Origin of the sequence: Flavobacterium sp. UW10123, from assembly GCF_040538975.1 — a bacterium.
Lineage (GTDB): Bacteria > Bacteroidota > Bacteroidia > Flavobacteriales > Flavobacteriaceae > Flavobacterium.
In genome coordinates this window covers 83,403-110,389 of the sequence record NZ_JBEWQE010000009.1, presented here as the reverse complement: position 1 = coordinate 110,389, position 26,987 = coordinate 83,403, and the positions used below count along the sequence as shown (strand labels likewise).

Genomic DNA, 26,987 nt, shown 5'->3' with positions numbered 1-26,987 from the left:
TACTTTGTCTGGCTGAGCGGAGTCGAAGCCTCTCTACTGTACGCCCTTCGACTTCGCTCAGGGTGACAATCGTACAATATCATTCAAAACTTTAACAATAATTGAGATTCCGGATTTAACAATTTGGGATTTAAAAGTTGTATTTTTAGCGCACAAAAAATAGAATAATTTGATTATGAAAAAAGTAGTATTAACAACCTTAATAATGATGAGTTTAAATGCTATCGGACAGAATGTAATGTCACCAGAATTGTTATGGAAATTAGGAAGAGTGACACCTCTTGGCATTTCTAAAGATGCGAAAAATGTCGTTTTTAAAGTTTCAACGCCTTCTGTGGCCGACAACAAATCGACTTCTAAAATCTACACGATTCCTGTAAACGGAGGAAATGCAACCGAAATTAAAGACACTAAAGAAATCTTGGCTGATAAAAACATTTCGCCTGACGGAAAATTTGTCGTTTACAATGACGAAGTAAAAATTGATAAAGTTTTAGGTAAAGATTTCTACCCAAGCCTTGGCAAGTCTGATGCTCAAATTTATGATGGTTTAGATTACCGTCACTGGGATACTTGGAACGAAGGGAAATTTAATCATGTTTTTTATAAAGAAAACAAAGACGGAGCAAAAGGAATCGACATTATGAAAGGTGAAACTTTCGATTCTCCGCAAAAACCTTTTGGAGGTGACGAAGATTATATCTGGTCGCCAGACAGCAAAAGCATTTTTTATGTTTGCAAGAAAAAAGCAGGAACTGCTTATGCAATTTCTACCAACACAGATATTTATGAGTACAACTTAGAAACTCAAAAAACAACTAATAAAACCGAGGGCAATTTAGGTTACGATACGGCACCACAATTTTCTCCATCAGGAAATTTATCTTGGCTGCAAATGAAACGTGACGGTTATGAATCTGATAAAAATGATATTATTGTTGAGTTTAAAGGAATCAAAACCAACTTAACGGCAAACTGGGACGGAACTGTAGATAATTTTATCTGGAGCAAAGACGGAAGAACCATATTTTTTGTGGCTCCAATTGACGGAACAAAACAACTTTTTTCTGTTAATTTCCCTGGTTTAACTAAAATCGCAATCAGCGTTCGTCAATTGACAAATGGAGATTTTGATGTGAATGATTTAATTGGTTTCTCTGGAGATGATATTATCGTTACTAGAACAGACATGAATCACGCAGGTGAAATTTATTCTTTCAATTTGAAGAAAAACACTTGGAAGCAAATCTCAAATGTAAATACAGAAACGTACAAAACTTTGGCTTTAAGCAAAACAGAAAAGCGTTATGTTACTACAACTGATGGTAAAAAAATGTTGGTTTGGGTAATTCTTCCTCCAAATTTTGACGCTTCAAAAAAATATCCAACTTTATTGTTCTGCCAAGGCGGACCTCAAAGTGCATTGACACAATCGTATTCTTTCCGTTGGAATTTCTCTTTAATGGCTGCTAAAGGTTATGTAGTTGTAGCTCCAAACCGTCGTGGAATGCCTGGACATGGAGTTGAGTGGAACGAACAAATCAGTAAAGATTGGGGCGGACAAGTTATGGACGATTATCTTTCTGCGATTGATGATGTGGCAAAAGAAAGCTATGTTGACAAAAGCCGTTTAGGATGTGTTGGTGCTAGTTACGGTGGGTATTCTGTATTTTATTTAGCTGGAATCCACAAAAACCGTTTCAAAACTTTCATTGCTCACGATGGCGTTTTCAATACTGTTTCTATGCTAGGAACAACTGAAGAAGTTTTCTTTAACAATTGGGATTTCGGTGGACCTTATTGGGAAAAAGATAACGCAGTAGCGCAAAAAGCATATACAACTTTTAACCCTGCAACTTTGGTTCAGAACTGGAATAAGCCAATTTTGATTTTCCAAGGAGGAAAAGATTACCGTGTGCCAATCGGACAAGGACAAGAAGCTTTTCAAGCTGCTCAATTAAGAGGAATCAAAAGTAGATTTGTTTATTTCCCAGACGAAAATCACTGGGTTTTAAAACCACAAAATGCACAGGTTTGGCAAGGTGAATTCTTCAAATGGTTAGATGAGACTTTGTAACACATAAAAACACTATTTTACAGCCGTAGATTTATATAATCTACGGCTGTTTTTCTTTAAACATCTTACAATTATGTAACATATTCGGTAGATTTGCTCTTCGTAAAACAGATTTTTTTAAATAAATTGCAATGTTTTAATAATCCCGGATTCCCTCAAATCTTTCAAGCAAAATATGGAAACAAAAAGAAGCTACACCGCAATCAAAGTTTTATTCAGCTATGTTGCATTATTGGCTTTGGTTGTAACAGTTGGATGGTTTCTATATTCTGAAAATGTCGTTTACAACAAACTGGAAGATAAAATTGCATTAGAAAAAACCAAAATCCTTAGAGTCAGCCGACTTTATTCTAATGTTTATAAAACAGAAAGTTTAGCCAGGCAAACAATTCAAAATAATTCTGAAAAAGATTTTAAAAATTATCTGATTGAAACCGATTCTCTTCGTAAACGCATTGATACTTTAAAACAGATTGTAACTACAGAATATCAAAAAACACTTTTGGATAGTGTTACTTATTTCTTGGCTGAAAAGACAGAAAACATCAAACAATTAAGAGAAATAAAAAACAAAGCAGACGACGAAACTTCTGTAAATACGGCTATTGATGAAATCACGAAAATGGAGTTTAATCTTAGAAAACTCGAACTTCAGGATTTCACCAAAAACCCAAACCAATTGGGCAGTTATCAAAGAAGCGTTTTACAGCAATATGTCGATTATTTAAATTCGAATATTCCAGATGACAGCACCAATACTTTAAGTAAAAAAGCTTCTGATTCTATTTTGGCTAATTCTAAAAAGCTTTTGAGTTCTGTAAAACTAAAAGCAGAAAAGAAGAAAGAGTCTCTAAATTTTGAAGAAAACAAACTGCTTCAGAATGAAATCGCCATTTCGGATCAGCTTAGAAAAATACTTCGAATTATTGAGCGAGAAATTATCATCAATTCGATCAAAAACAATTCATTAAAAGAAAAATCATTAAAAAGAGTCAACGAGATTGTCACAGCTTCTGCGGTTATTGGTTTATTATTGACTGTATTCTTTTCGATTCTAATTGTAAGCGATTATTCAAAATCTCAATTGTATAAAAAACAATTGGAAATTGCGAATTTCAAAACAAAGAATCTACTGAAAAGCCGTGAACAATTAATTTCAACCGTAAGTCACGATTTAAAAACTCCTTTAAGTACGATAGTTGGTTATTCTGAACTTTTAGGCAATTCAGATGTCAATACTAAGCAATCGTATTTCATTAAAAACATTAAAAACTCTTCTGAATATATTACGCAGCTGGTTCAGGATCTATTAGATTTCTCACAGATTGAAGCTGGAAAAATTTCGATAGAAAAAGTTCCGTTCTCATTACCCGAGATTATTGAAGATGTTGCCAGAAACATTCAGACAGTTTATAAACAGAAAGATATTGACCTTATTATTAATGTAGACGAAAAGTTTCAGCAGCGCATTGTTGGAGATCCATTTCGTTTGAAACAGATTCTGACTAACATTATTGGAAATGCTTATAAGTTTACGGAAGAAGGCCATATTCGAATTGCCGCTTACGCGAATGACGATCAGTTTTTTACCATTTCGATTCAAGACACTGGAATCGGGATTGAAAAAGCCAATCAGAAATTAGTTTTTGAAGAATTTGCTCAAGCCAATGAAAACATTGAAAAGAAATATGGCGGAACTGGTTTAGGTTTGTCAATTTGCCAGAAGATTATTTCTATTTTGGGCGGAAGCTTAAGCTTAGACAGCATATTCGGAAAAGGAAGCACATTTACGATTCAATTGCCTTTAATATTTGATAGCAGTCAAGGAAATATTGCTTTAAACGAAATCAAAAGCAAACCGTCAAAAAACATCAAAAAACAAACTTTTATTGTTGTAGACGACGACATAAATCTGTTGAATTTAACGAGCGGTGTTTTAAAGCAAGAACAGCATCAGGTATTTTCTTTTACCAATCCAGCGAAAGCTTTAGAAACAATCAAAAGCACGCCTTTCGATTTTGTTATTACCGATATTCAAATGCCAGAAATCGATGGTTTTATGTTTTTAGAAAAACTTCGTGAACATTCAGAAAACATCTTCAAAAACCAGCCTGTAATTGCGCTTACTGGACGCACAGACCTTGATCTTTCAGTTTATAAAAATGCTGGTTTTACAGCCGTTGTAAAGAAACCTTATTCGCCAAAAATCTTATTGGAAACTATTCAGCATATTTTAGATCATGAGGAAGTTCCTATAGCTGAATCTACAGAAAGTGTAAACAAAAATAGTTCTCAACTGTATTCTTTAGATACTTTGAAAGATTTTTTAGGGCAAGATGAATCTGCCTTGAAAGAGGTATTAAAATCTTTCATAGAAACTACTTTAGAAAATATCGAGCTTTTGAAAATTGCTATTAAAGAGCAAAATCACGACGAAATAAAATCTATCGCGCATCGTATTGCTCCAATGTTCAAACAAATTCAGGCCAATAAAATTGGTGAACTTCTCAAAGATTTAGAAAAAGAAGACCTAAACACAATCGATGTGAATGCTACATATACAGATTTAGACGAAAAAATAAGAGTACTTTTTGAAGATTTAAAACAAGAAATTTAAACCCAACTCTTTCCAAAAGTAGTTTTTACTCAATATTGTATTGTTTCAATTTATTGTAAAGTGTTTTTCTGGTAATTTTCAGCAATTTGGCTGCTTCAGATTTATTATTCTGCGTTTTTGATAAAGCACTAATAATCGTTTCTTTTTCGTTCTCAGACAATGAGAAAACTTCATTTGCGCCCCACTGCTGTTTTTGAATCTGAAAAAATTCTGCAGGAAGCACATCGCTTTCTATAAAATCGCCTCGAGTTAAAAGAGTGGCGCGTTTTACGCAATTTTGCAATTCTCGTAAATTCCCTGGCCAATTGTAATTCTGAAAAATAGAAACCACTTCTGGAGAAAATCCGATAACATCTTTATCCAATTGCTCATTGGCTTTTTCTAAGAAATAATCAGCAAAAACCATTAAATCTTCTCCTCGGTCTTTTAAAGATGGCGACTGGATTGAAAACTCGTTGATTCTATGGTATAAATCTTCTCTAAAATCGCCGTTTTTTACTGCCTCGCGCAAATCTTCATTGGTAGCCGTAATAATGCGTATATCAACGTTTATTTCTTTATTGCTTCCAACAGGTTTTATTTTTCTTTCTTGAAGCGCTCTCAATAATTGAATTTGGTTTTCGTACGAAAGGTTTCCAATTTCATCTAAAAATAAAGTTCCGCCATTTGCAGCTTCAAAATATCCTTTTTTGTCGCTGATTGCTCCAGTAAAAGAGCCTTTCAAGTGACCGAAAAATTCGCTTGCCGCCAATTCTTTCGGAATCGCTCCGCAATCAACTGCAATAAAATTATTGTCTTTTCTTCTACTCTGCTGATGAATGCTCTTTGCAATGATTTCTTTTCCTGTTCCGCTTTCGCCAATAATAAGAACAGACATATCAGTTGGACTAACTAATTGAATATGATCTAGAAGCTTTTTCGAAGCAACAGAGATTCCTCTAACAAATTCATTTTCGGCCGTAACTGACTTTTTAGCTGTTTTTTTCTTTTTTTCCGGAATTTCAGATTGTTCTTCTTCAGCTTTTGGAGCCTGCAATGCATTGGTAATAACCAGAAGAACCTCATCTGGATTAAAAGGTTTCGAGATATAATCTGCAGCTCCATTTTTAATGGCTTTAACAGCAGTGTTTACATCTGAGTAGCCCGTCATTAAAATAACAGGAATATGAGGGTGCGAATTTTTAAATTCAGACATAAGTCCAATACCATCAGAATCAGGTAAGCGAAGATCTGTCAAAATCAAATCGAATGACTCATTTTTAACTGCTTCACGTGCTTCTGCTGCAGAGAAAGCTATCGTTACATCGTACGTTTTTTTGATTAGAAATTTTTCTAATAATTTACAAAACGCAATATCATCTTCTATTACTAATATCTTCGGCATCTGCTTTTAGGGACTTTTTGCTAAAATAATATTATTAAACTTGTTATTTCACAAAATTATGTAAAATATGTAAAAAAAAAGAGATTGCACAACGCAATCTCTTTTTCACCAAAAACATAAATCTAAATTCACCTAATTATATTTTCAACCAGTTTCCATTGACATCTGAATATACAGTAGCCTTTTGGTCTCCAACTGATATTTCGAGTTTATACTCTTTTTTTTCGTTTACAAATGCTTTGTCCAGTTTTGCTCCCGGATAAGCGGTCTGCAAGGCTGTTTTTACAGCTGCAGGTACAGCATCTGCAGTAACTTCTGTGTATTCTGATTGAATAGCCACAGTTACATTACTATTTTGAGAAACAGGCAATACATTTGCTTGAATTGACATGACTCCTAAAGCAACTACTGCCGATAAGATTAACTTTTTCATAATGCTGATTTTTTAATTATTTCTTGATGATGTTACCAGAAGCATCTGTGAAAATTGTATACTTCTTGTCTCCACTTGAAATTTCAAGCTTGTACTCGTTTTTATCGTTTTTATAAGCTTTTTCTAACTTAGTGTTTGGAAACGATTTTTCAACTGTAGATTTCACCGCTGCTGGTACTTGGTCTGCAGCTACTTCAGTAAATGCATCTTGAAAAATTGCTGATTGAGTAATTGAGATTGCTGGAAGAACTGCAGCATTTACTGAAAAACTTCCTAAAACAATCGCTGCTGATAAAACTAACTTTTTCATAATATTTGTGGTTTAAATTATTTTTTAAGAATATTACCAGAAGCATCTGTATAAACGATCGATTTTTCACCTCGAACGGTTATCTCAATTTTGTACTCCTTTTTATCATTTACCCATGCTTTTTCAAGCACTACACCAGGATAAGCTTCATCTAAGCCTTTCTTCACAGCTGCCGGAACTCCGTCTACTTCTTTATATCCATCCTGATCATTAACTGTCTGTACCATTGGGCTGGTCACAGCAGTGGTTTCTGCATGCATCGACAAACTGCCTAAGACAATTGCCACCGATAAGATTAACTTTTTCATAGTTATAGTTTTAAGGGTTAGACTTTAATTATTTTTTAATCCAAGTTCCGTCTGCGTTAGCAAAAAGATTACCTGTTTTATCTCCAACAGTTACTTCAAGCTTGTACTCAGATTTTGTGTTTTTAAATGCTTTAGAAAGCACAGCATCTGGATATGCTTTTTTCAAAGCGTCTGTTACAGCTGTCGGAAGTTCTTCCAATTTAATTTCTGTGTAATCATCTTGAATAGAGATTGTTTTTACGATTGTATTTGAAATTGGAGAAGTTGAAGCAAATGATGTTAAACCTCCCAAAACGATTGCGGCTGATAAAAATAAATTTTTCATGATAGTTGTTTTTTAATATAGTTAATTTGATCTTAGTATTCTTGATCCGGATTTTCACAAGACATTAGTTTAAGATTATTGTTTGATCCAAGTTCCATCTGCATTTGCGAAAAGATTTCCAACTTTGTCGCCAACAGTTACATCAAGTTTATACTGAGCTTTTTCGTTTTTATATGCTTTAGTAATTACTGCTTCTGGGTATGCTTTTTTCAAAGATTCTGTAATAGCAGCAGGTAATTCTTCTAATTTGATTTCAGTGTATTCGTCTTCGATCGAAATCGTTTTTACGATTGTGTTTCTTACTTGATTAGTTGAAGCGAATGAAGTTAAACCTCCTAAAACAATTGCGGCTGATAAAAATAATTTTTTCATAACGTATATATTTAAATTAATAGTTGTTTACGCTTTAGGTAATGAAATTATTATGCCGTAAAAGAAAAGAACCGTGCCAAAGACTGTAAAAACCTATATTTAAACACTTTACATCAAATATAGTAAAAAAATAAAAAATCGAAAAGGTGTGTAAAAGAGAAAAAAGGTGTGTAATAAGTAAACACTAATAGTGTAACCTTGGAAGAAATTCCAATTTTTGTAAATTCCAAATTCCAAAGTTTATGGTAAAGTTAAGCTCCTCATTTAAAGTTTAGGTTTCCAATATTGGAATTTGGAATTTGAATATTGGAATTTATAAAGCCTGACTAGTCCTAGAATAACGATACAGGATTAATAATAGTAAAAATATATTTTTTCAGACAGAAGTAGCTTTCAAGTTACTTCTGTTTTTTGTTTTATAGGTTTTCATTTTAATAGTACTTTGCAGATGCATTTGATTGGGAGTCAGCATATAGTTTGACCAATGCGGTCTAATTTGATTGTATTTGTCAATAGTCTCAGCTACTAGCTTTTTCATTAAATATAGATCAAGATGATAAGCGTCAATCATAAATTCCTGTTTTAATATTCCATTTATTCTTTCAGCTACGGCATTTTCATAAGGATCTGAGTTTTGTGTCATACTGCATTTTAGGCTGTATTTCTTTAAAAAATACTGATATTCATCTGAGCAGTATTGTATTCCCCTGTCTGAATGATGTATCAAGGGTTCAGTTCTAAACACCCTATTCTTATATGCCATTTTTAAAGCATTGATGCATCCTTGCGTATTAAGAGAATCAGATACTTCATAGCCCACAATCTTTTTTGAATAAGCATCTGTTATTAAACTTAAATAACAAGGCTTCTCACGTTTGCCGATATAGGTAATATCCGATACCCATACTTGTTCAGGTCTTTTTATATCTAACTCTTCTATGAGATTAGGATGTTTTCTAAAACGATGATGTGACCATGTGGTAACATGATAACTCCTTTTTGGCTTTATCAGCAAGTGATTTGCTTTTAAAATACCGAAGAACTTATCCCTGCCCACCTTTAAGGTTTTTAGCTTTAGATTGAGAATATGGTATAGTTTGCGCGTGCCAAGCCGAGGCTGTACCGCACGCTGTTCATTGACAAGTTCTACAACCTGTTCTGCCAGGTCTCTCCTGAGCTTGGTACGTTTGATAATCCGATAATAAACCTGTCTGCTTATCCCGAACAAACCACAGATGAAGCTTATGCTTTCCTGCCTTTCTTCTCTGAAAGATTGGATTGTTCGGGTGGCGAGTTTTTTCGAATATCAATATTATATTCCTTTTCAGCCAGATCTATCATCATATCAAAAATAATAGCTTTAGAGTCAGAGATATGGTTTTGTTTTTCAAGATGGGCTTTTTGTTTTTCCAAAAGTTTTACCTTGGCTTCAAGCTCCATAATTCTTTGTTCGGGTGTCTTTGGCATATTTGATGGTGTTTGATTCTCCCAATCAAAGTTACCATATTTTCTGAGCCAGTTTACAACCGTGGAACGGCCTTGGATTCCATAGTGCCTTTGAGCAGAGGTTACTGAAAAAATCCCAGATTCAACCTCTTTAACAACACCAAGTTTAAAACTAAGTGTGTAATCTTTCTGTGTGCGTTTTGAGTAATTATCCATGCGATACTTTTTTGTGTATCGCTATTTCAGGACGAGACAGCCTTATAAAAGAAAAAGGCTTCCAAATCTGGAAGCCTTTTTAATTATTCTGGACTATTCATTTTAAATGTATCCATAAATGCAGTTGTATAATCTCCTGCAATATATTTTGGATCATCCATTAATTGTCTGTGGAAAGGGATTGTAGTTTTCACACCTTCGATTACGAACTCATCTAAAGCTCTTCGCATTTTGCTGATAGCTTCTTCACGAGACTGCGCAGTTGTAATTAACTTAGCAATCATAGAGTCGTAATTTGGCGGAATGCTATATCCTGAGTAAACGTGAGTATCTAAACGAACTCCGTGTCCTCCTGGCATATGAAGCGTAGTAATTTTTCCTGGTGAAGGACGAAAATCGTTATAAGGATCTTCGGCATTAATACGAACTTCAATAGCGTGTAATTGTGGTAAATAATTTTTTCCTGAAATTGGAATACCTGCAGCAACCATAATCTGCTCACGGATCAAATCATAATCAATAACTTGTTCTGTGATTGGGTGCTCCACCTGAATACGAGTATTCATTTCCATGAAGTAGAAGTTTCTGTGTTTATCAACCAAAAATTCTACAGTTCCAGCTCCTTCATATTTAATGAATTCGGCAGCTTTTACAGCAGCTTCTCCCATTCTTGTACGAAGTTCGTCTGTCATGAAAGGTGAAGGTGTTTCCTCAGTTAGTTTTTGGTGACGACGCTGAACTGAACAATCTCTTTCAGAAAGGTGACATGCTTTTCCATAAGAATCTCCAACAACTTGAATTTCGATATGACGTGGCTCTTCAATAAGTTTCTCCATGTACATTCCGTCATTTCCAAATGCCGCAGCAGCTTCTTGACGTGCACTTTCCCAAGCTTTTTGAAGCTCTTCTTCTTTCCAGATAGCACGCATTCCTTTTCCACCACCACCAGCAGTAGCTTTCATCATAACTGGATAACCAATTTCTTTAGCTACTTTTTGTGCATGTTCGTAAGATTCTAACAATCCATCTGAACCTGGCACACATGGTACTCCTGCCGCTTTCATTGTAGCTTTTGCAGAAGCTTTATCTCCCATACGGTCGATCATTTCTGGAGCAGCACCGATAAATTTAATTCCGTGCTCTTGACAGATTTTAGAGAATTTTGCATTCTCAGAAAGAAATCCATAACCTGGATGAATTGCATCTGCATTTGTAATTTCTGCAGCTGCAATAATATTTGACATTTTCAAATACGATAAGTTACTCGGAGGAGGACCTATACAAACCGCTTCGTCAGCAAATTTAACATGTAAACTTTCTGCATCGGCTGTAGAGTAAACTGCAACAGTTTTGATTCCCATTTCCTTACATGTACGAATTACACGTAGTGCAATTTCTCCTCTATTCGCAATTAATATTTTTTTAAACATCTTATTTTAATTAGATAATTAGACAATTTGATAATTAGATAATTTTAGATGATTAACAAAACTTACTGTGAACCATTCTAAAATCTAAAATCTAAAATCTAAATTTATTTATGATGGATCTACTAAGAATAAAGGTTGGTCAAATTCTACTGGAGACATATCGTCTACAAGAATTTTTACAATTTTACCAGAAACTTCAGATTCGATTTCGTTGAATAATTTCATTGCTTCAATTACGCAAAGAACATCACCTTTAGATACAGTGCTTCCAACTTCAGTGAAAACTGGTTTATCTGGAGATGGTTTTCTATAGAATGTACCAATGATTGGAGATTTTATAGTAATATATTTAGAATCGTTAGCAGCTGGTGCTTCTGGAGTTACACTTACAACTGTTGGAGCTGTAACTTGTGGAACTGCCGCTTGAGGTAAAGCTGCCTGAGCAGGTAATTGCTGTACGTAAGTTGCTTCAGTTACATTTGTTTCTAAAGTTGTTCTGATCGTGATTTTTACATCATCCATTTCTAACTTCACTTCTGCAACGCCCGAATTTGCAACAAATTTGATTAGGTTTTGAATTTCTTTTAAATCCATAATGATTCGTTTTTAGTTTTAATTTATTTCTTATCGTAAGCCCATTTTAAGTAGATAGATCCCCAAGTGAATCCACCACCAAAAGCAGCAAAGATAATGTTATCTCCTTTTTTAAGCTTATCTTCAAAATCAGCCAACACTAATGGTAAAGTTCCAGAAGTAGTATTACCATATCTTTCGATATTTACCAGCACTTTAGACTCATCTAATTCTAATCTTCCTGCAGTAGCATCGATAATACGTTTGTTAGCTTGGTGTGGCACTAACCAGTCAACATCTTGATTTGTCAAATTATTTCTTTGTAAAATCAATTCGCTGGCATCAGCCATGTTAGTTACAGCATATTTGAAAACAGTTTTACCGTCTTGCATAATATTGTGCTGTCTGTTTTTTATAGTTTCTTCTGAAGGTGGAATCAAAGAACCTCCTGCTGGGATTTTAAGGAAATCACGCCCTACACCATCACTTCTTAAATACTCATCCTGCAATCCTAAACCTTCATAATTTGGTTCGAAAAGAACTGCACCAGCTCCATCACCAAAAATAATACAAGTTGCTCTATCTGTATAATCTACAATTGATGACATTTTGTCGGCACCAATTAAAAGTACTTTTTTGTAACGTCCTGACTGAACATACGCTGCTGCGGTTGACATTCCGTATAAGAAACTTGAACATGCAGCCTGCAAATCGTATGAAAATGCATTTGTAGCTCCAATTTCTGTAGCAACATAGACTCCTGTAGAAGCCACCATCATATCTGGTGTTGCAGTTGCCATTATAATCATATCAATCTCAAGCGGATCAATATTTGCTTTTGCAATCAAATCCTTTGCTGCTTGTATAGCAAGGTACGATGTACCTTTATCAGCATCTTTAAGAATTCTTCTTTCTTTAATTCCTGTTCGAGCGGTAATCCACTCATCATTGGTATCAACCATTGTTTCTAGTACTTGGTTCGAAAGAACAAAGTCAGGAACATAAGCTCCAACAGCGGTAATTGCGGCTGTGATTGTATTCATTATATTCTATTATTTTCCTTTCAAATTATTGATAATTTGAAAAATTTTTAAAAGACTTGAAAATTACAAAAAAAAACGTAACGAATTTGTCTATATTTTCCTAAAAATCGAAAATTATAACCAACAAAAAAAACTCTCACTATGTGAGAGTTCTAGTATAATTTACAAAAACGTATTAAGCAACCGCTTCAGATTTATCGATAACAACTTGCCCTCTGTAGTACATTTTACCTTCATGCCAGTAAGCTCTGTGGTATAAATGCGCCTCACCTGTAATAGGACATGTAGCGATTTGAGCTACAGTAGCTTTGTAATGTGTTCTTCTCTTATCTCTTCTTGTTTTCGAGGTTTTTCTCTTAGGATGTGCCATTTTACTATATTATTTATCCGTTAATAGTTTTTTTAATTTTTCCCAACGCGGGTCAATATCTTCTTCTTTGTTACTCTCTTCCTTTTGTTCTTTTACACTTAATTCATTCAGTTTTGTCAAAGCTTCTGTTTGCAGACTTCCATCTTTAACACCTGGATGAATTCTCTTCTGCGGAACAGAAAGTGCGATCATTTCATAAATATATTGTGCTATATCTATTTCATGTTCACCATGTGGCAAAATCAACAACTCTTCATTATCATCATTAAATTCTTCTCCAAAGCGAACAATCAGTTTCATTTTCCCTTTTATAGGTAAATCAAAATCTTCGCCCGTCAGATCACAAGGTACATTTACCGTTCCTTTGTGTTTGAATTCTAACTCTAACATATTACTTTTCTTATCGAAAAGCAAATTGACTTTAATATCTGAACTTTGAAACTCATCGTACTCAAAGTTCTTAAAGAACGTGTTATTTATTTGATACTCAAAATGGTGTTTTCCTAGTTTTAACCCTACGAAAGGAATTAAAAATTCTTTTGTTTTGCTCATTTCAACATCAATTTGATCAATTCGATTCTAAAACTAGATATCCGAATTGGGGTGCAAAGATATAAAATTATTACAAATCTAATAATCTTATTCACCTTTTTTTGTTTATAACTGTTTTTCTTTTATTTTAAGAGGTTTTTGGCTAATCTCCTCATACTGATTACGCGAGCGAAAAATATCGATCGCAAGATATACTGCTTCTTTAAACGAATTGTAATCTGCCATATCTTTTCCTGCTATATCGTAAGCTGTACCGTGATCTGGAGAGGTTCTCACTTTATTTAAACCTGCTGTATAATTCACTCCTTTTCCAAAAGAAAGTGTTTTAAACGGTATTAATCCTTGATCGTGATACATTGCTACAATCGCATCATATTTTTCATATTGAGAGCTTCCAAAAAAACCATCTGCAGGAAATGGACCAAAAACCATTGTTCCTGAATCGAATAATTTTTTAAGAACTGGTTTTAAAATCAAATCATCTTCTTTCCCTATTACACCGCCATCGCCAGCATGCGGATTCAATCCCAAAACTGCAATTTTTGGTTTAACTATACTAAAATCCTGAACGAGCGATTTTCTAATAGTTTCTATTTTTTTAGTAATCAATTCTTCTGTTAAATGAGAAGCCACTTCATTTAAAGGCACATGATCTGTAATCAAGCCTACTCGCAAATTATCTTGAACCATCATCATAAGCGCATCGCCTTCTAATTCCTGATTCAAATAATCTGTGTGCCCAGGAAATTTAAAATCTTCAGACTGTATATTGTATTTATTAATCGGAGCTGTGACCAAAACATCAATTTCACCATCTTTTAACGCTTTTGTTGCTGCTGTAAAAGATTTTATAGCATACTCTCCAATTTTAGAATCATTAACTCCAAAGTTTATATCAACTCCTTCTCTCCATAGATTCAAAACATTTACTTTTCCTGGAATAATCTGATCCAACTTATCAACCCCGTGAAATTGAACTGTCGATGTAAAGCTCTTTCTAACGAATGAAAGAATTTTAGCATTTGCAAAAATAACCGGCGTACACAATTCCAACATACGAGAATCTTCGAATGTTTTCAGTATAACTTCGCTTCCAATACCGTTTAAATCTCCAATTGAAATTCCAACAATTATATTTTCTGCTTTTTTATTCATGAGCTCAGTTTATTTATTACTAATTTTGATGTGCAAATTTAGTAAAATAAAACCACAATGTTCACAGGAATTATAGAAACACTCGGCAAGGTTCACGAAATCAAAAAAGACCAAAACAATCTTCACATAACAGTTGACTCATCAATAACCCACGAATTGAAAATAGACCAAAGTGTTTCGCACAACGGAATATGCCTTACGGTTGTGGCAATTAAAGACTCTCTTTACACTGTAACAGCTATTGACGAAACTATTTTAAAAACCAATATTGGCGATTGGAAAGCTGGCGATGTTGTAAATCTTGAAAGAGGAATGAAACTAGGAGACCGCTTAGACGGGCATATTGTGCAAGGCCATGTAGACCAAACAGGAACTTGCATTAAAATTGAAGAAGCAAACGGAAGCTGGAATTACACTTTTGAATATGATAAAAACCAAAACAATATCACAATCGAAAAAGGTTCAATTACAGTAAACGGAGTTAGCCTTACTGTTGTAAACTCTAAAACGAATGAGTTTAGCGTCTCAATTATCCCATACACTTACGAGCACACCAATTTTAAAGATTTTAAAGTAGGAACAAAAATTAACCTGGAGTTTGATGTAGTTGGAAAATATATTTCAAGGCTTTATTCAATCAACAAATAGTTCTGTTGTCTATCTATAAAAAAGGCTTCAATTTAAATTGAAGCCTTTTTTATTTGATTTTTATATATCGCAGTAGCCCCTAAAGCCAAACCACCAATTACCAAAAAAACAATATGTTGATTTATTGGAATATCACCTTGGTCATTACAAGGAATACCGTCTGGATCGTCACAGTCGGCCATGCTTTTGGCACTTACGTTTGGCGTTGGAGGGCCGCTTTTAGTTCCAGCTGTAACTAATAAAACATTTAATAATAAGGCGATTACTAAAAATGGGGCTTTTAGATTTTTCATAAATTCAAGCTATTGCAAAATGCAAGTCTAGATAATTATTGATAAATATTCTTCAATAGAAATTTCGCACAAATGCTTTTCTACTTCCAAAATCTTGGACAAAAGTATAAGTTTTTTGCAGAAAAGCAACTTTTAAATCAAAAAAGCCAAAACAAATTTTAACATTTCATTTTTAAAACTTCATCAATCCTTTTCGGAAAACGTTCTAGAAGAGAATCTCTTTTTTTCCATCATTATTTCCAAAGGCTATAATATCATAAGAAATTACCGACTTAATAAAAAATCCCTTTCTTCAAAAAAACCATATAACTTTACTTCAAAAAAGAAGCTTTAGTTCATTTTTCAATCGCACAAGAGAATACTCTCAAATTAATATATTTGTAGAATTCAAACCTATCTCAACCATAATCAAGAAAATGAAAAACAAATATACAGTCGGGAGTTTATATGCAGGCGTAGGCGGTATTTGTTTAGGTTTTAAAAATGCAGGTTTTAAATTAGAATGGGCAAATGAGTTTGACAAAAAAGCGTGTGTTACTTATAGAAATAATTTTGAGCACAAACTAATTGAAGGCGATGTAATGCAGCTTGATGTAAAAAAACTCAATAAAATAGACATTCTTACCGCTGGATTTCCATGCCAGCCTTTTTCTCTTGCTGGCCATCGAAAAGGCTTTAATGACAGCAGGGGAAATCATTTCTTCAAAATATTAGATTTTATTGACGCAATGAGACCGAAAGTAGTATTTCTTGAAAATGTCAAAAACCTTAAAGGACATGACAAAGGAAATACTATGAAAGTAATTCAGCGCGAAATCAAAAAGCGCAATTATACTTTTGACAGCGCTATACTTAACACAAAAAATTTCGGAAACATTCCACACAATAGGGAACGAATCTTCATGATTGCATTTGACAAGGATTTCGTCAAAAGAGGATTTAAATTTAATTTTCCTGAGAAAGAAGAATTAACCAAAAAAGTTACTGATTTAATCACAAAAGAAAAAGTCGATAAAAAATTCTATTACACAGAAGACAAATACATGTTTAACACGCTGAAAGAAGCGGTTGTGAGAGAAGACAGAATTTATCAGTTCAGGAGACACTACGTACGAGAAAATAAAAAAGAAGTCTGCCCTACTTTAACTGCCAATATGGGAACCGGCGGACACAATGTACCCATCATAACAACAGAATTTGGTTTCAGAAAACTAACTCCACGAGAATGTTTTCGTTTTCAAGGTTTTCCTGACAGTTATAAATTACCCAAAATCTCTAATTCCAGTCTTTACAAACAGGCAGGAAACTCAGTAAGCATGCCAGTTATCCAGAGACTTGCTTCAGAAATATTTAAATGCATTGAAAAAATCGAATCTAAACAATTAAAAGTAGAAGCAGAAAAGGTTTAAATGCTCAAGAGCATAATTGTCCCTTCAATTTTCGCCAAACAAACCTCTAGATTCTTCTCAATCTCTTTACTCCAGAATCTCAAAATAGTCCAATTTTCAGAAATCAGAAAAGCATTAACTTCTTCATCACGCTGAATATTTCTTTCAATTTTTGGAATCCAATATTCCCGATTCGTTTTAATTCTTAGCTGTTCGGTTTCCCAATCTTTTCCATGAAAGAATTCGCTATCAACAAAAATGGCAATTTTATATTTGGCAAAAGTAAGATCTGGTCTTCCAAATACTTTCTTATTGTTTTTTCGGTATCTGTGACCCAATTTCCATAAAGCCTTTGCAAGCCTTATTTCGCCCTTTGTAGCAGTACTTTTTATCGCCTGCATAGTTTTTCTCCTCTGTTCGGGAGTCAATCTATCCATCTGAAGATTAAATTTGTTTTGGATGGATAAAGTTACGGGATTTTACAGAAACAGGAATTTAATTATTAAGTGTCAAAAATTTCAATTTTCACATTTCATAAAGTACTGAAAACAAAAAAGCCTTCTACATTTCTGTAAAGGCTTTACAAATAAAATTATTCCTAAATTTATTTATTGATTAGCTTCTCAAGCTTTTGCATCATTTCGTCTTTCTCTTTTAGCATACGTTCGTACAAAGCAATTTTTTCTTCGTGAAGTTTTAAAATTTCTTGTAACGGATTAACATTATAAGTGCCACCAGAATTACCGATGAATGCTTCATCGTGAAAAGTATTAGAAATAATATTTATCGCTTGCTCTTCATCAAAATTCTGAAAAACTTCAACAGGAATCTTTAATATAGTAGAGATTTGTTTCAACAGGCTTTCTTCAATTACATCTTTCTGCTCAAGCATAGAAATTTTCTTTTGACTCCAGTCTTCGCCCAAATCATAAGCCAACGCCTCTTGCTTTATATTAAGCATTTCTCTGAAACGTTTTACGTTTCTTCCCTGATGTATTTTTTGTTCCATAATGAATATTAATTTTTCTAAAGCCCTAAATATAAAGCCGACGCGAATTAAAAATCTGATTTTCAAAGATAGAAAAATATCCTGCAAAACATTATTTCATCAGATATTATTTACATTACAAAATCTGCTCTTTTAAAGAACTAGCTATATGCAAAACAAAAAAGCCTTTACATTTCTGTAAAGGCTTTGTGTTTCTAAAAGAGTGGTCCCACCTGGGCTCGAACCAGGGACCACCTGATTATGAGTCAGGTGCTCTAACCAGCTGAGCTATAGGACCGGTTTAGAGGATGCAATATTACTACTATTTTTGATTCACTCCAAATATTTTAAGACATCATTTTAATTTAATTTTAAAACTTTTGTTTAATATCAAAGAACAAAATTGATTTTCAACATCTTATTCAAAAATTAAAATGACATTTTTTTATTTAATTTCTTGGCAAAGTTCCACCAAAACGCCGTTTGTGTTCTTCGGATGTAGAAAAACAACCAATTTATTATCGGCACCTTTCTTCGGAACTTCATTAATCAAGACAAAACCTTCATTTTTTAAACGTGCGATTTCAGTTTCGATATCGTCAACATCAAAAGCGATATGATGAATCCCTTCTCCTTTTTTCTCTAAAAACTTCGCAATCGGACTTTCTGGGTTTGTTGCCACCAGAAGCTCGATTTTGTTATTTCCTGTCTTAAAGAAAGAAGTCAATACGCCTTCGCTTTCTACGGCTTCCATTTTATAAGACGAAACGCCAAGCATTTTTTCGAACAAAACATTGGCATCGTCCATGTTTTTTACTGCAATTCCGATATGTTCTATTTTATTTACCATTGTTTCAAATTTATTGATTCGTGTAAGTTCTAAAATAACCGCATTCTGCAATTACATCTTGATAATATTTGGTGTCCGAATAGTCTTTTCTTAAAACTTTAAATGAATTCCAAGCAATAAAATTAACTTTATCATCTTGAATTTCCCAATAGCTGTTTATATTAGTGTATTTTTTATTGTAATAATCATTTCGTTCACATTTCGAAATCAGATACAAACATTTTGCTTTTTGTTCTTTGTTTGAAGCTGCTTCAAAAGCTTTCTGATAATACATTTTAGAAACAGAATTGTTCGTAATCATATCTTTCATCGAATCTCTAAATGAATACGGGCCTGATCCGTAACCCACAATGCTCATTTCGTAAAAAGTTCTTCCGTTTCCAAAATGAGAAATATTATAAAACGCATTTCCTAACAAAAGACTATTTGTATAAACATCTTCTTTCTGAGCTAGTTTATCCTGCATTTCTTTTATTGTAGTCAAGAAATCAATGTAAGTATATTTTCTTTTTTGATATGCTGCATGCTCACAATCGTGGCAATCTTTTATATTTCCGTTAAACGGATTTCCTAAGAATTTAACATACTGGACAGAATCTGTCTGTTGCATAAAAGCAATCGCTTCTGGAATTTTGTTTTTGAAAGTGGACTGAATTGCTTGGAAATTATTAATGTCTTTTAGTTTTAAACTATAAATTCCCGCACCAATTTTCTCGATTTCACTTTTATTAGATTTCTCCAAAAAACTTTTTATTGCCAGCAAATTTTTTTCATTGTCATAATATGCATTTCCATCATTCCAATAACTATAGCGTGATTCTCCATAAATCTCGGCCATAACCTGATCTCCTTTTTCTTTATACAAATGCGACAAATAGCTTCTGCTCCACGAAGAAGCATTTTGGTAACGAAATGTGTCTCCTTTATAATTTTTAGGAAGTTCAGTGAATAGCCAATTTAAATCAGCCAGAATAGTTTTTTCATTTTTATCTGTCAGCTTATCAATCTTGCTTAAATTATTTACAAAACGTAATAAACGAAGCTGCATTCCCGCCAATTCTGTTTTCGGAAGTGTTTTTTCAGCTTTCGTATAATTCTTATCCGCATTAGAATAATCGCCTTTTAGCGTTTGAAGATATCCAAGTGCAATATCCCATAAATAAGGCTTATCGGTATTTCCTGCAGCAGAAATTTTTGCAATTAAATCGACAGCGCTATTATCAACTTTCGTCTTATTTTCTGTTTTATTTTCGGCAACAGTTTGCGGTTTTGGTTTCTGATTTTCTCCTTGCCCATCCGTCTGAAACGAATTGTTTATTTTTTGCTCTAGCGAATTAACCAATCTTGTTCCGAGATAATTTAAATGTTCGCTTTTAGGATCTAATTCATAAATTTTTTCAATCGCCTGTTTTTCGTCTTTATAATATCCGTGAATTGCCCAAAGCGCTGCTTTTTCTTTATTGTTTTTTGCCAAAGCCAAAGCCCTAGTCCAATCTGACTCGTTTTTTGGTTTAAAACTATAAGCTGTGACCACTCTTAATTCTGGACATTTATCAAAAACTTGAGCGTATAAATAGTTTGAAGTCGCATATTTTTTCTGCTTATAATTAATTCCAGCAACATACGCCAAAGCACGATAATACAAAGTATTCTTTGCAACAGAACTTTCGGTTTTATTAAAAAAGTCAATTGCTTTTTGTTTGTCGTTACTATAAAAACGCGCTTTCATGGTCAAGAACCAATATCTGTTTTTCAAAAACGGATCAGATAAAGTATTGTATACATTTTCTATCGACTGAATCATCTTGGCATCATTGAAAGTTTTTGCCACAACAGGATCGTAACTCCAATAATCATCGCCAATTGAAACCGTTTCTATTTTTTGAGCCAAATACAGAAACTCGACAAAGTTTTTAACTTTCTCATCTTTCAAATTCAGCTTTTTGCCCCATTTTTGCGTGCTTTTATTTTCTTTTTTCGTTTTATAATAAACATGTAATCCTTCTATTTCTTCTTTATTTTTGATGGTATTTTTGTCATCAGAATAATATCTTGGCTTTTCATCACCAATCAAAAAATAATTGACTGTTGTTGTATCGGCTTTTCCTTTAAGATATTCTGCCCAATCTGATTTTATATTTTTATTAAAACGAGAATTGTGCTGAGTATCAAAACCAATTCCGTAAAAAATTCCACCCGATAAAAACAAAGGCGAATACGATTTGTCAGCAAAAGTTTCCGGAGTAAAATTTGAATTATAGGCACCAAAATAATCCCAATCTCCATCTGCGCAGGCATATATAATTCCGAATGCAGAAAGCAAAACGGCACTAGAAGCAAGAAATAATCTGCTTAAAAATATTTTTTTCATAATTATTTAAATTGAATTCGTCTAAATCGTAAAATATAATTTCGTTTGGCTTTTCGACAAGATGATCTTGCAAATCTTCTGCCATTTCTTTTAAATCTTCTGGTTTTATTTCTTCTATTTTCAAGAGATCATTTTCTTCATAAAAAATACCATTTTTATAATTGGAATGTTTTACCCTGAAAAAAATCGGACTTGTTTTTTCAAAATTGGAATCTTTCTCTAGTGCTGCACTATTCATTTTAGAACGAAGTCCAATCACTTTATTATTTCTAATATGAACTCCCCAAGAATAAATTGGAAAAGCAAAATCTAAATGAAGCGGATATCTTTTTACACTTTTAAGATATCTTTCTGCCACTTTCTGATCGTAAATAGAATTAAGCGAATCGGGAGCAATCGATCCCATATTGTAATACATCAGAACTCCAGAATCAACATTTGGGATTTTTGTTTTTTTGAAGTATTTCACCTGATGTAATCGAATTGTTGCTGAAAGTTTCTTTTTCGAGAGTTTTTTAAAAGTCTCTATAAACTTCAAATAATTATCCTTGCTTTTTAATGTCCAATCGCAGTCAATTTGAATTTCCTGACAAGAAATTTCATTTTTAGAATTGATCTGCTCTATAAAATCAAAAGTTTTTTGAGCCAGATTATTTACATCGAGATTGGGTTGCAGCATGACTTTGTTCTGAATAAAAACAACTGGAACAATTGTATATTCTTTTGGGCTTTCTTCAAAACGAATAGGACTAATAGGAATTGGAAAATTGGTTTCTGGATGAAGTCCAACATCAAAATACCTTACATAGAGTTTTTGAACATTGTTTTCTTTCAATATTTCTTTTTCTGTTTCAGAAAATTTGAATATTGTTTTCCAGTAATAAAATGAGATGACGGGTTTTTCGTTTTTAGCGCATGCCAACATTAAAAAGAGAAACAAAACTGGGAGAAATCGCTTGAACAAAACTTTAGGAAAATTACATTTTAATTCAAAAGTAAGAAATTATGACATTTTAAACACTAATTTTTTTGAAGATTTCCAAAAGTTCCAAATCCTAATAAATGGATAAAAAATTTCAATTAAAGCAAATATAATCGTTATTTTGTGCAATCAAATTGAAAAACTGTTATGTTGAAAGACACTCTAAAATACATTGCATTTATAATTCTAATATCAATGATAAGCTGCGCTAAAAGGGGCAGTATTACCGGCGGTTTAAAAGATACTTTACCTCCTGTTTTAACATCTAGTTTTCCAAAAAATTTTACAACAGATTTTAAAGGAAACACGATCACTTTAAATTTTGACGAATATGTCAAACTTAAAAACACAAATAAGCAGTTGATTATTTCTCCGCCTTTAAAAAATGAGCCGTTAATCACGCCTTCAAATGTCAGCAAATTTATAAAAATCGAACTTCGAGATACTTTACAGCCAAATACTACTTATAGTTTAAATTTTGGCCAAGCAATTCAGGATAACAACGAAGGAAATGCTTTAAATCAGTTTAAGTATATTTTCTCTACAGGATCGCACATTGATTCGCTTAAATTGAACGGAAGAATTAAAGATTCTTACGGAAAATATGTCGACAATTTTGTTTCTGTAATGCTGTATGAAGTAAATGATAAATTTAAAGATTCTACCATTTACAAAGAATTTCCACGCTACATTACCAATACTTTGGACAGTATGCGAACATTTCAGTTTGAAAATTTAAAAGAAGGAAAATATCTTTTAGTCGCTTTAAAAGACAAAGGATCAAACAATAAATTTAATCCGAAAGACGATAAAATCGGTTTTTTAAAAAACTATATCACAGTTCCTTCGGACACCGTTTATGAGTTAGAATTATTTAAAGAAACGCTTCCGCTAAAAGCTTTCAAACCTATTCAAGCTTCTGGAAACCGTTTGTATCTTCCGTATGAAGGAAAACAGAATTTCAAGAATTCTAAACCAAAAATTACACTAAAAAATGGCAATGAAGTTCTAGAAACTATCATAACTCAATTTCCTAAAAAAGATTCGCTTCAAGTTTGGTACAAACCAGTAAAAGCGGATTCGTTATCAATGGAAGTCGAAAAAGGAGATTACAAAAAACGATTTTCTTTTAAAATTAAAGCTTTAAAAAAAGACACTCTAAATATTAAAGCCGTACAAAATGGCCAGATTAATTTCAGAGAGCGCTTTACACTTGAAACTGAAACGCCATTGGTAAAATTTGACAATTCTAAAATTAGATTGGTAAATAAAGATTCTGTTGCTGTTCCTTATACTACGGAATATAACGAGTTTGACCAAAAATTATATATTGATTTTAAAAAAGAACCTTTAGACAAATACAGTTTCACTTTCTTACCAGGTGCCTTAACCGATTTTTATGAGAAGACAAACGATACTTTATCGTACAAACTCAACACTAAAGAATATGCCGATTACGGAAATATTATATTGACTTTAAAAAATGTAAAACGTTTCCCTATAATTGTTGAACTGACCAACAAAAAAGGAGATGTTGTTCTAGCCGAAGGATATTCTGAAGGTGCAACAACTTTAGAGTTTAACTTGTTACAGCCCGATGTTTTTACCGTACGTATTATTTATGATGACAATAAAAATAAAATATACGATACTGGAAATTTCTTAGAAAAGAAATATGCCGAAGAAGTGTTCTACAATCAAGAAGAATTTGATGTCCGCGCCAATTGGGATCGGAACGAAACTATTGACCTGAGTATTCCGTTTAATCCAGAAGTCGAGAAAAAACAAGATGACAAGAAGAAAAAAGAGGCAGAAAAGAAACGGAAGGCATTCTAAAGCTTGATTTCGAACTGATCTTTATCACTTAGAAAATCTAATTTTTTACGCGTTTCATACATGGTGTTTTTGTCTAATTCTACGACAAAGACACCATTTTTTTCTTGTGGCTCTAAAATATAATTGCCTAAGAAATCTATTGCCTGAGAATGGCCCACATGTTCATAACCGTGAACATCGTTCCCTATTCTGTTTACTCCAATTACATAAGAAAGATTTTCTATGGCTCTAGCTTTCAATAAAGCATCCCAAGCATTGGTACGCACTTTGGGCCAATTGGCAACATACAAAATAAGATCGTAATTTTCTGTATTACGCACAAAAACCGGGAATCTCAAATCGTAACAAATCTGCAGGCATATTTTCCAATCCTGATAGTCTACAATAACTTTTTGATTTCCGCGCGTATACACTTTGTCTTCGCCGGCCAAAGAAAAGGAATGACGTTTATCATAATATTGAATTTCACCTGACGGAAAAACAAAAATCATACGATTATAATATTTCCCATTTTCTGCAATGACAACACTTCCTGTGATTGCTGTATTTTTTTGTTTTGCTTTAAACTTCATCCATTCAACCGTTTCCCCTTGCATGGTTTCGGCAACTTCACGAGCATTCATTGTAAATCCGGTCGAAAACATTTCTGGGAGTACAATCAAATCTACTTCCGAATCAATTTCATTAATTTTTGAATCGAAATTTTCTCGGTTTTTACTGGCGTCTTGCCAAAAAAGATCGGTTTGGATTAAAGCAATTTTCATCTTGTTTTGTATAAAAGCAAAAAAAGTTTTAAATTAAATCACGGTCAAGTCAGGAAAATTCCCCTTGTATGATTTTAGTTTTGCATGAGTTGGCTCTTCTTCAGTAATTACATAATTTATCTCAGACAAACTGGCAATTTTCATTTTAAGAACTGTATTTAATTTTTCCGTAATGGTTAAAACCGCAGTTTTTTTAGAAGCTTGAATCATAGCCTTTTTTACCTGAACCGTTTCCCAGTCAGAATCAGAATAACCGCCGTCTACGTCTAAAGCATTTGTTCCTAAAACCAACAAATCGGCTTTTATATTGGCTAATTGATGAAAAGCTTCTCCACTAACACACATTTGACTGTAAGAAGAAATACTTCCGCCAATCATGATTGTTTTGATATTCGGTTTATCTAAAAGCTGAACTGCTGTTAAAGCTGTAATAGTAAAAACAGTCAAATTAAGATCGTTTGGTATTAATCGGATAAACTCACGAATAGTTGTTCCTCCATCCACAATTAAAACCATTCCGTCATGAAGAAGTCCAACGGCTTTCTGCGCGATAACTTGTTTCGCTTCGACAGCATAAGTCTGGTTAGACGAAGAATAGTGATATCCTTTGGTCATGGCCCCACCTTTCACTTTAATTAAAAGCGAATCAGCATCAAGTTCATTAATATCGCGGCGAACAGTATCTTCAGAAACTCCTAGTTTTGCCGAAAGAGTTTCAAAACTTACACGCGTATGTAAGTTAATCTCTTTTAGAATATGATTTTTACGCTCTTCTTTACTGTAATTTAAAACTTCATTTTCAGTGCTCATGCCTATTATTTTTTTCTTCTTACAAAAATAAACATTTCATTAAACAATTCATCTAAACAAAAAATCAAATTAGCACATTACATCAATTTAAAACCCAACAGAAACACTTTTACTCCAAAAAACAAAAACCACACATTTTAAGCCCTTTTATACGATAATTTGACTCTTTATAGAAATAAATCTAATTGCTGATAAAAGATAAAAACAAAAAACGCTTCCGTCGTAACGGAAGCGTTTTTCTAAAATATACTAAATTGTGTATTATCCTTTTAAGCTTGCTGCTAAATACTCACGGTTCATACGTGCGATATTTTCAAGCGAAATACCTTTTGGACATTCGATTTCACAAGCTCCTGTATTGGTACAGTTACCGAAACCTTCTAAATCCATTTGGTGAACCATGTGTAAAACACGATCTGTTGCCTCAACTTTACCTTGTGGCAATAGTGCATATTGAGAAACTTTTGCAGCAACGAATAACATTGCTGAAGAGTTTTTACAAGTTGCAACACAAGCTCCACAACCAATACAAGCAGCAGCATCAAATGATTTGTCTGCATCGTCTTTTGGAACTGGAATAGTATTCGCGTCGATTGTATTTCCTGAAGTATTTACAGAGATAAATCCTCCAGCGTGTTGAATTCTGTCAAAAGAACTTCTATCAACAACTAAGTCTTTAATTACTGGGAAAGCTTTTGCTCTAAATGGCTCGATAAAAATTGTATCGCCATCTTTAAACATACGCATGTGTAACTGACAAGTTGTAACACCTCTGTCTGGTCCGTGCGCTTCACCGTTGATGAATAAAGAACACATTCCGCAGATTCCTTCACGACAATCGTGGTCAAATGCTACTGGCTCTTCTCCTTTATTGATTAAACCTTCGTTAAGAACGTCTAACATTTCAAGGAAAGACATATCTGGTTCGATTCCATCGATAGGATATTCTACAATCCCTCCTTTATCTTGAGCGTTTTTTTGACGCCATATTTTTAATGTAAGTTTCATATTTATGTTATGTGTTATAAGTTAAGAGTTAAACGTCATAGGGTTACTACTCCATTTTAGTCCTAGCTAAATAATTTATATATCCATTTAATATTGCTCTGGTTCTTTCGAACCTTTCTCTAAATTTTTGCAACAAATCTTCTTCAATATAATTTTCATCTAAAGCAGTGATTACTTGATTTAAGGCTTCTGTTAAAGAACCTCTTGCAATTCTGCAAAATTGAATATTTTCTTGATAATGATATCTTCCAAAACCTTCGGCAATATTATCACTAACAGATCTAGAAGATCGTTTAAGCTGACTTGTTAAGGCATATTTTTCGTCAATTGGAAATTTCGAAAGAATATTTTGAGAAACAAAGATTCTTAATTCACGTGCTGCTTTCCAACACTCTAAATCTTCGAATGACTTTAAACTCATAACCCTTAACTCTTAAC

The 26,987-nt window shown here is 33.4% G+C and carries 27 protein-coding genes, 1 tRNA gene and 1 pseudogene; 5 read left to right on the top strand and 24 right to left on the bottom strand.

The genetic code is table 11. The features are described from left to right. Positions 1 to 175 precede the first annotated feature (175 nt). Together ABXT06_RS11895 and ABXT06_RS11890 are read left to right on the top strand one after the other, a co-directional pair. Positions 176 to 2,077 (top strand): S9 family peptidase, encoded by a 1,902-nt coding sequence (locus ABXT06_RS11895; RefSeq protein ID WP_354590958.1) that lies wholly within the window; start codon positions 176 to 178, stop codon positions 2,075 to 2,077. 175 nt (positions 2,078 to 2,252) lie between these two features. After that, a complete protein-coding gene (locus ABXT06_RS11890) occupies positions 2,253 to 4,694 on the top strand; it encodes a hybrid sensor histidine kinase/response regulator (protein WP_354590957.1) in 2,442 nt (813 codons plus the stop codon). Between the two features lie 25 nt (positions 4,695 to 4,719). On the opposite strand, the gene ABXT06_RS11885 is transcribed toward ABXT06_RS11890, so the two are convergent. From ABXT06_RS11885 to pdxA, 13 genes and pseudogenes are all read right to left on the bottom strand, one after another. Beyond that, a complete protein-coding gene (locus ABXT06_RS11885) occupies positions 4,720 to 6,078 on the bottom strand; it encodes a sigma-54-dependent transcriptional regulator (RefSeq protein ID WP_354590956.1) in 1,359 nt (452 codons plus the stop codon). Between the two features lie 136 nt (positions 6,079 to 6,214). After that, the gene (locus ABXT06_RS11880; protein WP_354590955.1) at positions 6,215 to 6,511 is read right to left on the bottom strand and encodes a PepSY-like domain-containing protein; all 297 of its coding nucleotides are present in this window, start codon (positions 6,509 to 6,511) and stop codon (positions 6,215 to 6,217) included. 16 nt (positions 6,512 to 6,527) lie between these two features. Continuing rightward, complete coding sequence (locus ABXT06_RS11875; protein ID WP_354590954.1) at positions 6,528 to 6,821, bottom strand: PepSY-like domain-containing protein; 294 nt, start codon at positions 6,819 to 6,821, stop codon at positions 6,528 to 6,530. Positions 6,822 to 6,838: 17 nt separating this feature from the next. Then, complete coding sequence (locus tag ABXT06_RS11870; RefSeq protein WP_354590953.1) at positions 6,839 to 7,129, bottom strand: hypothetical protein; 291 nt, start codon at positions 7,127 to 7,129, stop codon at positions 6,839 to 6,841. A gap of 28 nt (positions 7,130 to 7,157) precedes the next feature. Beyond that, positions 7,158 to 7,454, bottom strand: a complete 297-nt coding sequence (locus ABXT06_RS11865; RefSeq protein WP_111365738.1) for a hypothetical protein — start codon at positions 7,452 to 7,454, stop codon at positions 7,158 to 7,160. Positions 7,455 to 7,529: 75 nt separating this feature from the next. Further along, entirely contained in the window at positions 7,530 to 7,826 is a 297-nt protein-coding gene (locus ABXT06_RS11860; protein ID WP_354590952.1) for a hypothetical protein, read from the bottom strand. Between the two features lie 484 nt (positions 7,827 to 8,310). After that, positions 8,311 to 9,488: pseudogene (locus tag ABXT06_RS22755) on the bottom strand (IS3 family transposase); the annotation flags it as partial. Positions 9,489 to 9,571: 83 nt separating this feature from the next. After that, the gene (gene accC, locus ABXT06_RS11845; RefSeq protein WP_274254562.1) at positions 9,572 to 10,918 is read right to left on the bottom strand and encodes an acetyl-CoA carboxylase biotin carboxylase subunit; all 1,347 of its coding nucleotides are present in this window, start codon (positions 10,916 to 10,918) and stop codon (positions 9,572 to 9,574) included. Positions 10,919 to 11,026: 108 nt separating this feature from the next. Next, positions 11,027 to 11,512, bottom strand: a complete 486-nt coding sequence (gene accB, locus ABXT06_RS11840) for an acetyl-CoA carboxylase biotin carboxyl carrier protein (protein WP_095928350.1) — start codon at positions 11,510 to 11,512, stop codon at positions 11,027 to 11,029. 23 nt (positions 11,513 to 11,535) lie between these two features. Further along, on the bottom strand, positions 11,536 to 12,534 hold the full coding sequence (locus tag ABXT06_RS11835; RefSeq protein WP_177211833.1) for a beta-ketoacyl-ACP synthase III: 999 nt from the start codon (positions 12,532 to 12,534) through the stop codon (positions 11,536 to 11,538). A gap of 175 nt (positions 12,535 to 12,709) precedes the next feature. Next, positions 12,710 to 12,904: a 50S ribosomal protein L32 gene (gene rpmF / locus ABXT06_RS11830; protein ID WP_008465217.1), complete on the bottom strand. Its 195-nt coding sequence runs from the start codon at positions 12,902 to 12,904 to the stop codon at positions 12,710 to 12,712. Between the two features lie 9 nt (positions 12,905 to 12,913). Beyond that, positions 12,914 to 13,456 carry a YceD family protein gene (locus ABXT06_RS11825; RefSeq protein ID WP_354590949.1) on the bottom strand — a complete coding sequence of 181 codons (543 nt, stop codon included), beginning with the start codon at positions 13,454 to 13,456 and terminating at the stop codon, positions 12,914 to 12,916. Between the two features lie 105 nt (positions 13,457 to 13,561). Continuing rightward, positions 13,562 to 14,611 (bottom strand): 4-hydroxythreonine-4-phosphate dehydrogenase PdxA, encoded by a 1,050-nt coding sequence (pdxA, locus tag ABXT06_RS11820; protein WP_354590948.1) that lies wholly within the window; start codon positions 14,609 to 14,611, stop codon positions 13,562 to 13,564. Positions 14,612 to 14,668: 57 nt separating this feature from the next. Between pdxA and ABXT06_RS11815 the strand changes: the two genes are divergently transcribed. Further along, entirely contained in the window at positions 14,669 to 15,259 is a 591-nt protein-coding gene (locus ABXT06_RS11815; protein ID WP_354590947.1) for a riboflavin synthase, read from the top strand. A gap of 32 nt (positions 15,260 to 15,291) precedes the next feature. On the opposite strand, the gene ABXT06_RS11810 is transcribed toward ABXT06_RS11815, so the two are convergent. Continuing rightward, positions 15,292 to 15,552: an Fjoh_0651 family PID-CTERM protein gene (locus ABXT06_RS11810; RefSeq protein ID WP_354590946.1), complete on the bottom strand. Its 261-nt coding sequence runs from the start codon at positions 15,550 to 15,552 to the stop codon at positions 15,292 to 15,294. Between the two features lie 416 nt (positions 15,553 to 15,968). Between ABXT06_RS11810 and ABXT06_RS11805 the strand changes: the two genes are divergently transcribed. Next, on the top strand, positions 15,969 to 16,961 hold the full coding sequence (locus ABXT06_RS11805; protein ID WP_354590945.1) for a DNA cytosine methyltransferase: 993 nt from the start codon (positions 15,969 to 15,971) through the stop codon (positions 16,959 to 16,961). Here the strand turns inward: ABXT06_RS11805 and ABXT06_RS11800 are convergent. The 6 genes from ABXT06_RS11800 to ABXT06_RS11775 all read right to left on the bottom strand — a co-directional run bounded on the left by ABXT06_RS11800 (position 16,958) and on the right by ABXT06_RS11775 (position 21,984). Beyond that, positions 16,958 to 17,377: a very short patch repair endonuclease gene (locus tag ABXT06_RS11800; protein ID WP_354590944.1), complete on the bottom strand. Its 420-nt coding sequence runs from the start codon at positions 17,375 to 17,377 to the stop codon at positions 16,958 to 16,960. The two genes, ABXT06_RS11805 and ABXT06_RS11800, sit on opposite strands and share 4 nt — an antisense overlap. Before the next feature lie 167 nt (positions 17,378 to 17,544). Next, positions 17,545 to 17,949 (bottom strand): helix-turn-helix domain-containing protein, encoded by a 405-nt coding sequence (locus ABXT06_RS11795; protein ID WP_354590943.1) that lies wholly within the window; start codon positions 17,947 to 17,949, stop codon positions 17,545 to 17,547. A 203-nt stretch (positions 17,950 to 18,152) separates the two neighbouring features. Then, positions 18,153 to 18,226, bottom strand: a tRNA-Ile gene (locus ABXT06_RS11790). Between the two features lie 147 nt (positions 18,227 to 18,373). After that, the gene (mce, locus tag ABXT06_RS11785) at positions 18,374 to 18,778 is read right to left on the bottom strand and encodes a methylmalonyl-CoA epimerase (protein ID WP_354590942.1); all 405 of its coding nucleotides are present in this window, start codon (positions 18,776 to 18,778) and stop codon (positions 18,374 to 18,376) included. 10 nt (positions 18,779 to 18,788) lie between these two features. Next, a complete protein-coding gene (locus tag ABXT06_RS11780) occupies positions 18,789 to 21,149 on the bottom strand; it encodes a hypothetical protein (RefSeq protein WP_354590941.1) in 2,361 nt (786 codons plus the stop codon). Next, a complete protein-coding gene (locus ABXT06_RS11775) occupies positions 21,109 to 21,984 on the bottom strand; it encodes a hypothetical protein (protein WP_354590940.1) in 876 nt (291 codons plus the stop codon). The genes ABXT06_RS11780 and ABXT06_RS11775 overlap by 41 nt, the downstream gene beginning before the upstream one ends. 294 nt (positions 21,985 to 22,278) lie before the next feature. On the opposite strand from ABXT06_RS11775, the gene ABXT06_RS11770 reads away from it, so the two are divergent. Beyond that, the gene (locus ABXT06_RS11770) at positions 22,279 to 23,967 is read left to right on the top strand and encodes an Ig-like domain-containing domain (RefSeq protein WP_354590939.1); all 1,689 of its coding nucleotides are present in this window, start codon (positions 22,279 to 22,281) and stop codon (positions 23,965 to 23,967) included. Here the strand turns inward: ABXT06_RS11770 and ABXT06_RS11765 are convergent. From ABXT06_RS11765 to ABXT06_RS11750, 4 genes are all read right to left on the bottom strand, one after another. Continuing rightward, on the bottom strand, positions 23,964 to 24,731 hold the full coding sequence (locus ABXT06_RS11765) for an amidohydrolase (protein WP_354590938.1): 768 nt from the start codon (positions 24,729 to 24,731) through the stop codon (positions 23,964 to 23,966). The genes ABXT06_RS11770 and ABXT06_RS11765 overlap by 4 nt on opposite strands. Positions 24,732 to 24,764: 33 nt before the next feature. Continuing rightward, entirely contained in the window at positions 24,765 to 25,541 is a 777-nt protein-coding gene (locus tag ABXT06_RS11760; RefSeq protein WP_354590937.1) for a DeoR/GlpR family DNA-binding transcription regulator, read from the bottom strand. Between the two features lie 261 nt (positions 25,542 to 25,802). Further along, complete coding sequence (locus tag ABXT06_RS11755; RefSeq protein ID WP_111365707.1) at positions 25,803 to 26,549, bottom strand: succinate dehydrogenase/fumarate reductase iron-sulfur subunit; 747 nt, start codon at positions 26,547 to 26,549, stop codon at positions 25,803 to 25,805. 46 nt (positions 26,550 to 26,595) lie between these two features. Then, positions 26,596 to 26,970, bottom strand: coding sequence for a four helix bundle protein (locus ABXT06_RS11750; protein ID WP_354590936.1), 375 nt, complete (start codon positions 26,968 to 26,970; stop codon positions 26,596 to 26,598). Positions 26,971 to 26,987 lie beyond the last annotated feature (17 nt).

What these genes read in the sequence shown, in the direction of transcription:
- ABXT06_RS11760 (WP_354590937.1), bottom strand. Translation starts at nt 25,541, where the DNA reads ATGAGCACTGAAAATGAAGTTTTAAATTACAGTAAAGAAGAGCGTAAA.
- ABXT06_RS11815 (WP_354590947.1), top strand. Translation starts at nt 14,669, where the DNA reads ATGTTCACAGGAATTATAGAAACACTCGGCAAGGTTCACGAAATCAAA.
- mce (WP_354590942.1), bottom strand. Translation starts at nt 18,778, where the DNA reads ATGGTAAATAAAATAGAACATATCGGAATTGCAGTAAAAAACATGGAC.
- ABXT06_RS11890 (WP_354590957.1), top strand. Translation starts at nt 2,253, where the DNA reads ATGGAAACAAAAAGAAGCTACACCGCAATCAAAGTTTTATTCAGCTAT.
- ABXT06_RS11860 (WP_354590952.1), bottom strand. Translation starts at nt 7,826, where the DNA reads ATGAAAAAATTATTTTTATCAGCCGCAATTGTTTTAGGAGGTTTAACT.
- ABXT06_RS11870 (WP_354590953.1), bottom strand. Translation starts at nt 7,129, where the DNA reads ATGAAAAAGTTAATCTTATCGGTGGCAATTGTCTTAGGCAGTTTGTCG.
- ABXT06_RS11810 (WP_354590946.1), bottom strand. Translation starts at nt 15,552, where the DNA reads ATGAAAAATCTAAAAGCCCCATTTTTAGTAATCGCCTTATTATTAAAT.
- rpmF (WP_008465217.1), bottom strand. Translation starts at nt 12,904, where the DNA reads ATGGCACATCCTAAGAGAAAAACCTCGAAAACAAGAAGAGATAAGAGA.
- ABXT06_RS11895 (WP_354590958.1), top strand. Translation starts at nt 176, where the DNA reads ATGAAAAAAGTAGTATTAACAACCTTAATAATGATGAGTTTAAATGCT.
- ABXT06_RS11885 (WP_354590956.1), bottom strand. Translation starts at nt 6,078, where the DNA reads ATGCCGAAGATATTAGTAATAGAAGATGATATTGCGTTTTGTAAATTA.
- ABXT06_RS11825 (WP_354590949.1), bottom strand. Translation starts at nt 13,456, where the DNA reads ATGAGCAAAACAAAAGAATTTTTAATTCCTTTCGTAGGGTTAAAACTA.
- ABXT06_RS11800 (WP_354590944.1), bottom strand. Translation starts at nt 17,377, where the DNA reads ATGGATAGATTGACTCCCGAACAGAGGAGAAAAACTATGCAGGCGATA.
- ABXT06_RS11865 (WP_111365738.1), bottom strand. Translation starts at nt 7,454, where the DNA reads ATGAAAAATTTATTTTTATCAGCCGCAATCGTTTTGGGAGGTTTAACA.
- ABXT06_RS11755 (WP_111365707.1), bottom strand. Translation starts at nt 26,549, where the DNA reads ATGAAACTTACATTAAAAATATGGCGTCAAAAAAACGCTCAAGATAAA.
- ABXT06_RS11780 (WP_354590941.1), bottom strand. Translation starts at nt 21,149, where the DNA reads ATGAAAAAAATATTTTTAAGCAGATTATTTCTTGCTTCTAGTGCCGTT.
- ABXT06_RS11765 (WP_354590938.1), bottom strand. Translation starts at nt 24,731, where the DNA reads ATGAAAATTGCTTTAATCCAAACCGATCTTTTTTGGCAAGACGCCAGT.
- ABXT06_RS11835 (WP_177211833.1), bottom strand. Translation starts at nt 12,534, where the DNA reads ATGAATACAATCACAGCCGCAATTACCGCTGTTGGAGCTTATGTTCCT.
- ABXT06_RS11875 (WP_354590954.1), bottom strand. Translation starts at nt 6,821, where the DNA reads ATGAAAAAGTTAGTTTTATCAGCAGCGATTGTTTTAGGAAGTTTTTCA.
- ABXT06_RS11770 (WP_354590939.1), top strand. Translation starts at nt 22,279, where the DNA reads ATGTTGAAAGACACTCTAAAATACATTGCATTTATAATTCTAATATCA.
- ABXT06_RS11880 (WP_354590955.1), bottom strand. Translation starts at nt 6,511, where the DNA reads ATGAAAAAGTTAATCTTATCGGCAGTAGTTGCTTTAGGAGTCATGTCA.
- accC (WP_274254562.1), bottom strand. Translation starts at nt 10,918, where the DNA reads ATGTTTAAAAAAATATTAATTGCGAATAGAGGAGAAATTGCACTACGT.
- pdxA (WP_354590948.1), bottom strand. Translation starts at nt 14,611, where the DNA reads ATGAATAAAAAAGCAGAAAATATAATTGTTGGAATTTCAATTGGAGAT.
- ABXT06_RS11795 (WP_354590943.1), bottom strand. Translation starts at nt 17,949, where the DNA reads ATGGAACAAAAAATACATCAGGGAAGAAACGTAAAACGTTTCAGAGAA.
- ABXT06_RS11805 (WP_354590945.1), top strand. Translation starts at nt 15,969, where the DNA reads ATGAAAAACAAATATACAGTCGGGAGTTTATATGCAGGCGTAGGCGGT.
- accB (WP_095928350.1), bottom strand. Translation starts at nt 11,512, where the DNA reads ATGGATTTAAAAGAAATTCAAAACCTAATCAAATTTGTTGCAAATTCG.
- ABXT06_RS11750 (WP_354590936.1), bottom strand. Translation starts at nt 26,970, where the DNA reads ATGAGTTTAAAGTCATTCGAAGATTTAGAGTGTTGGAAAGCAGCACGT.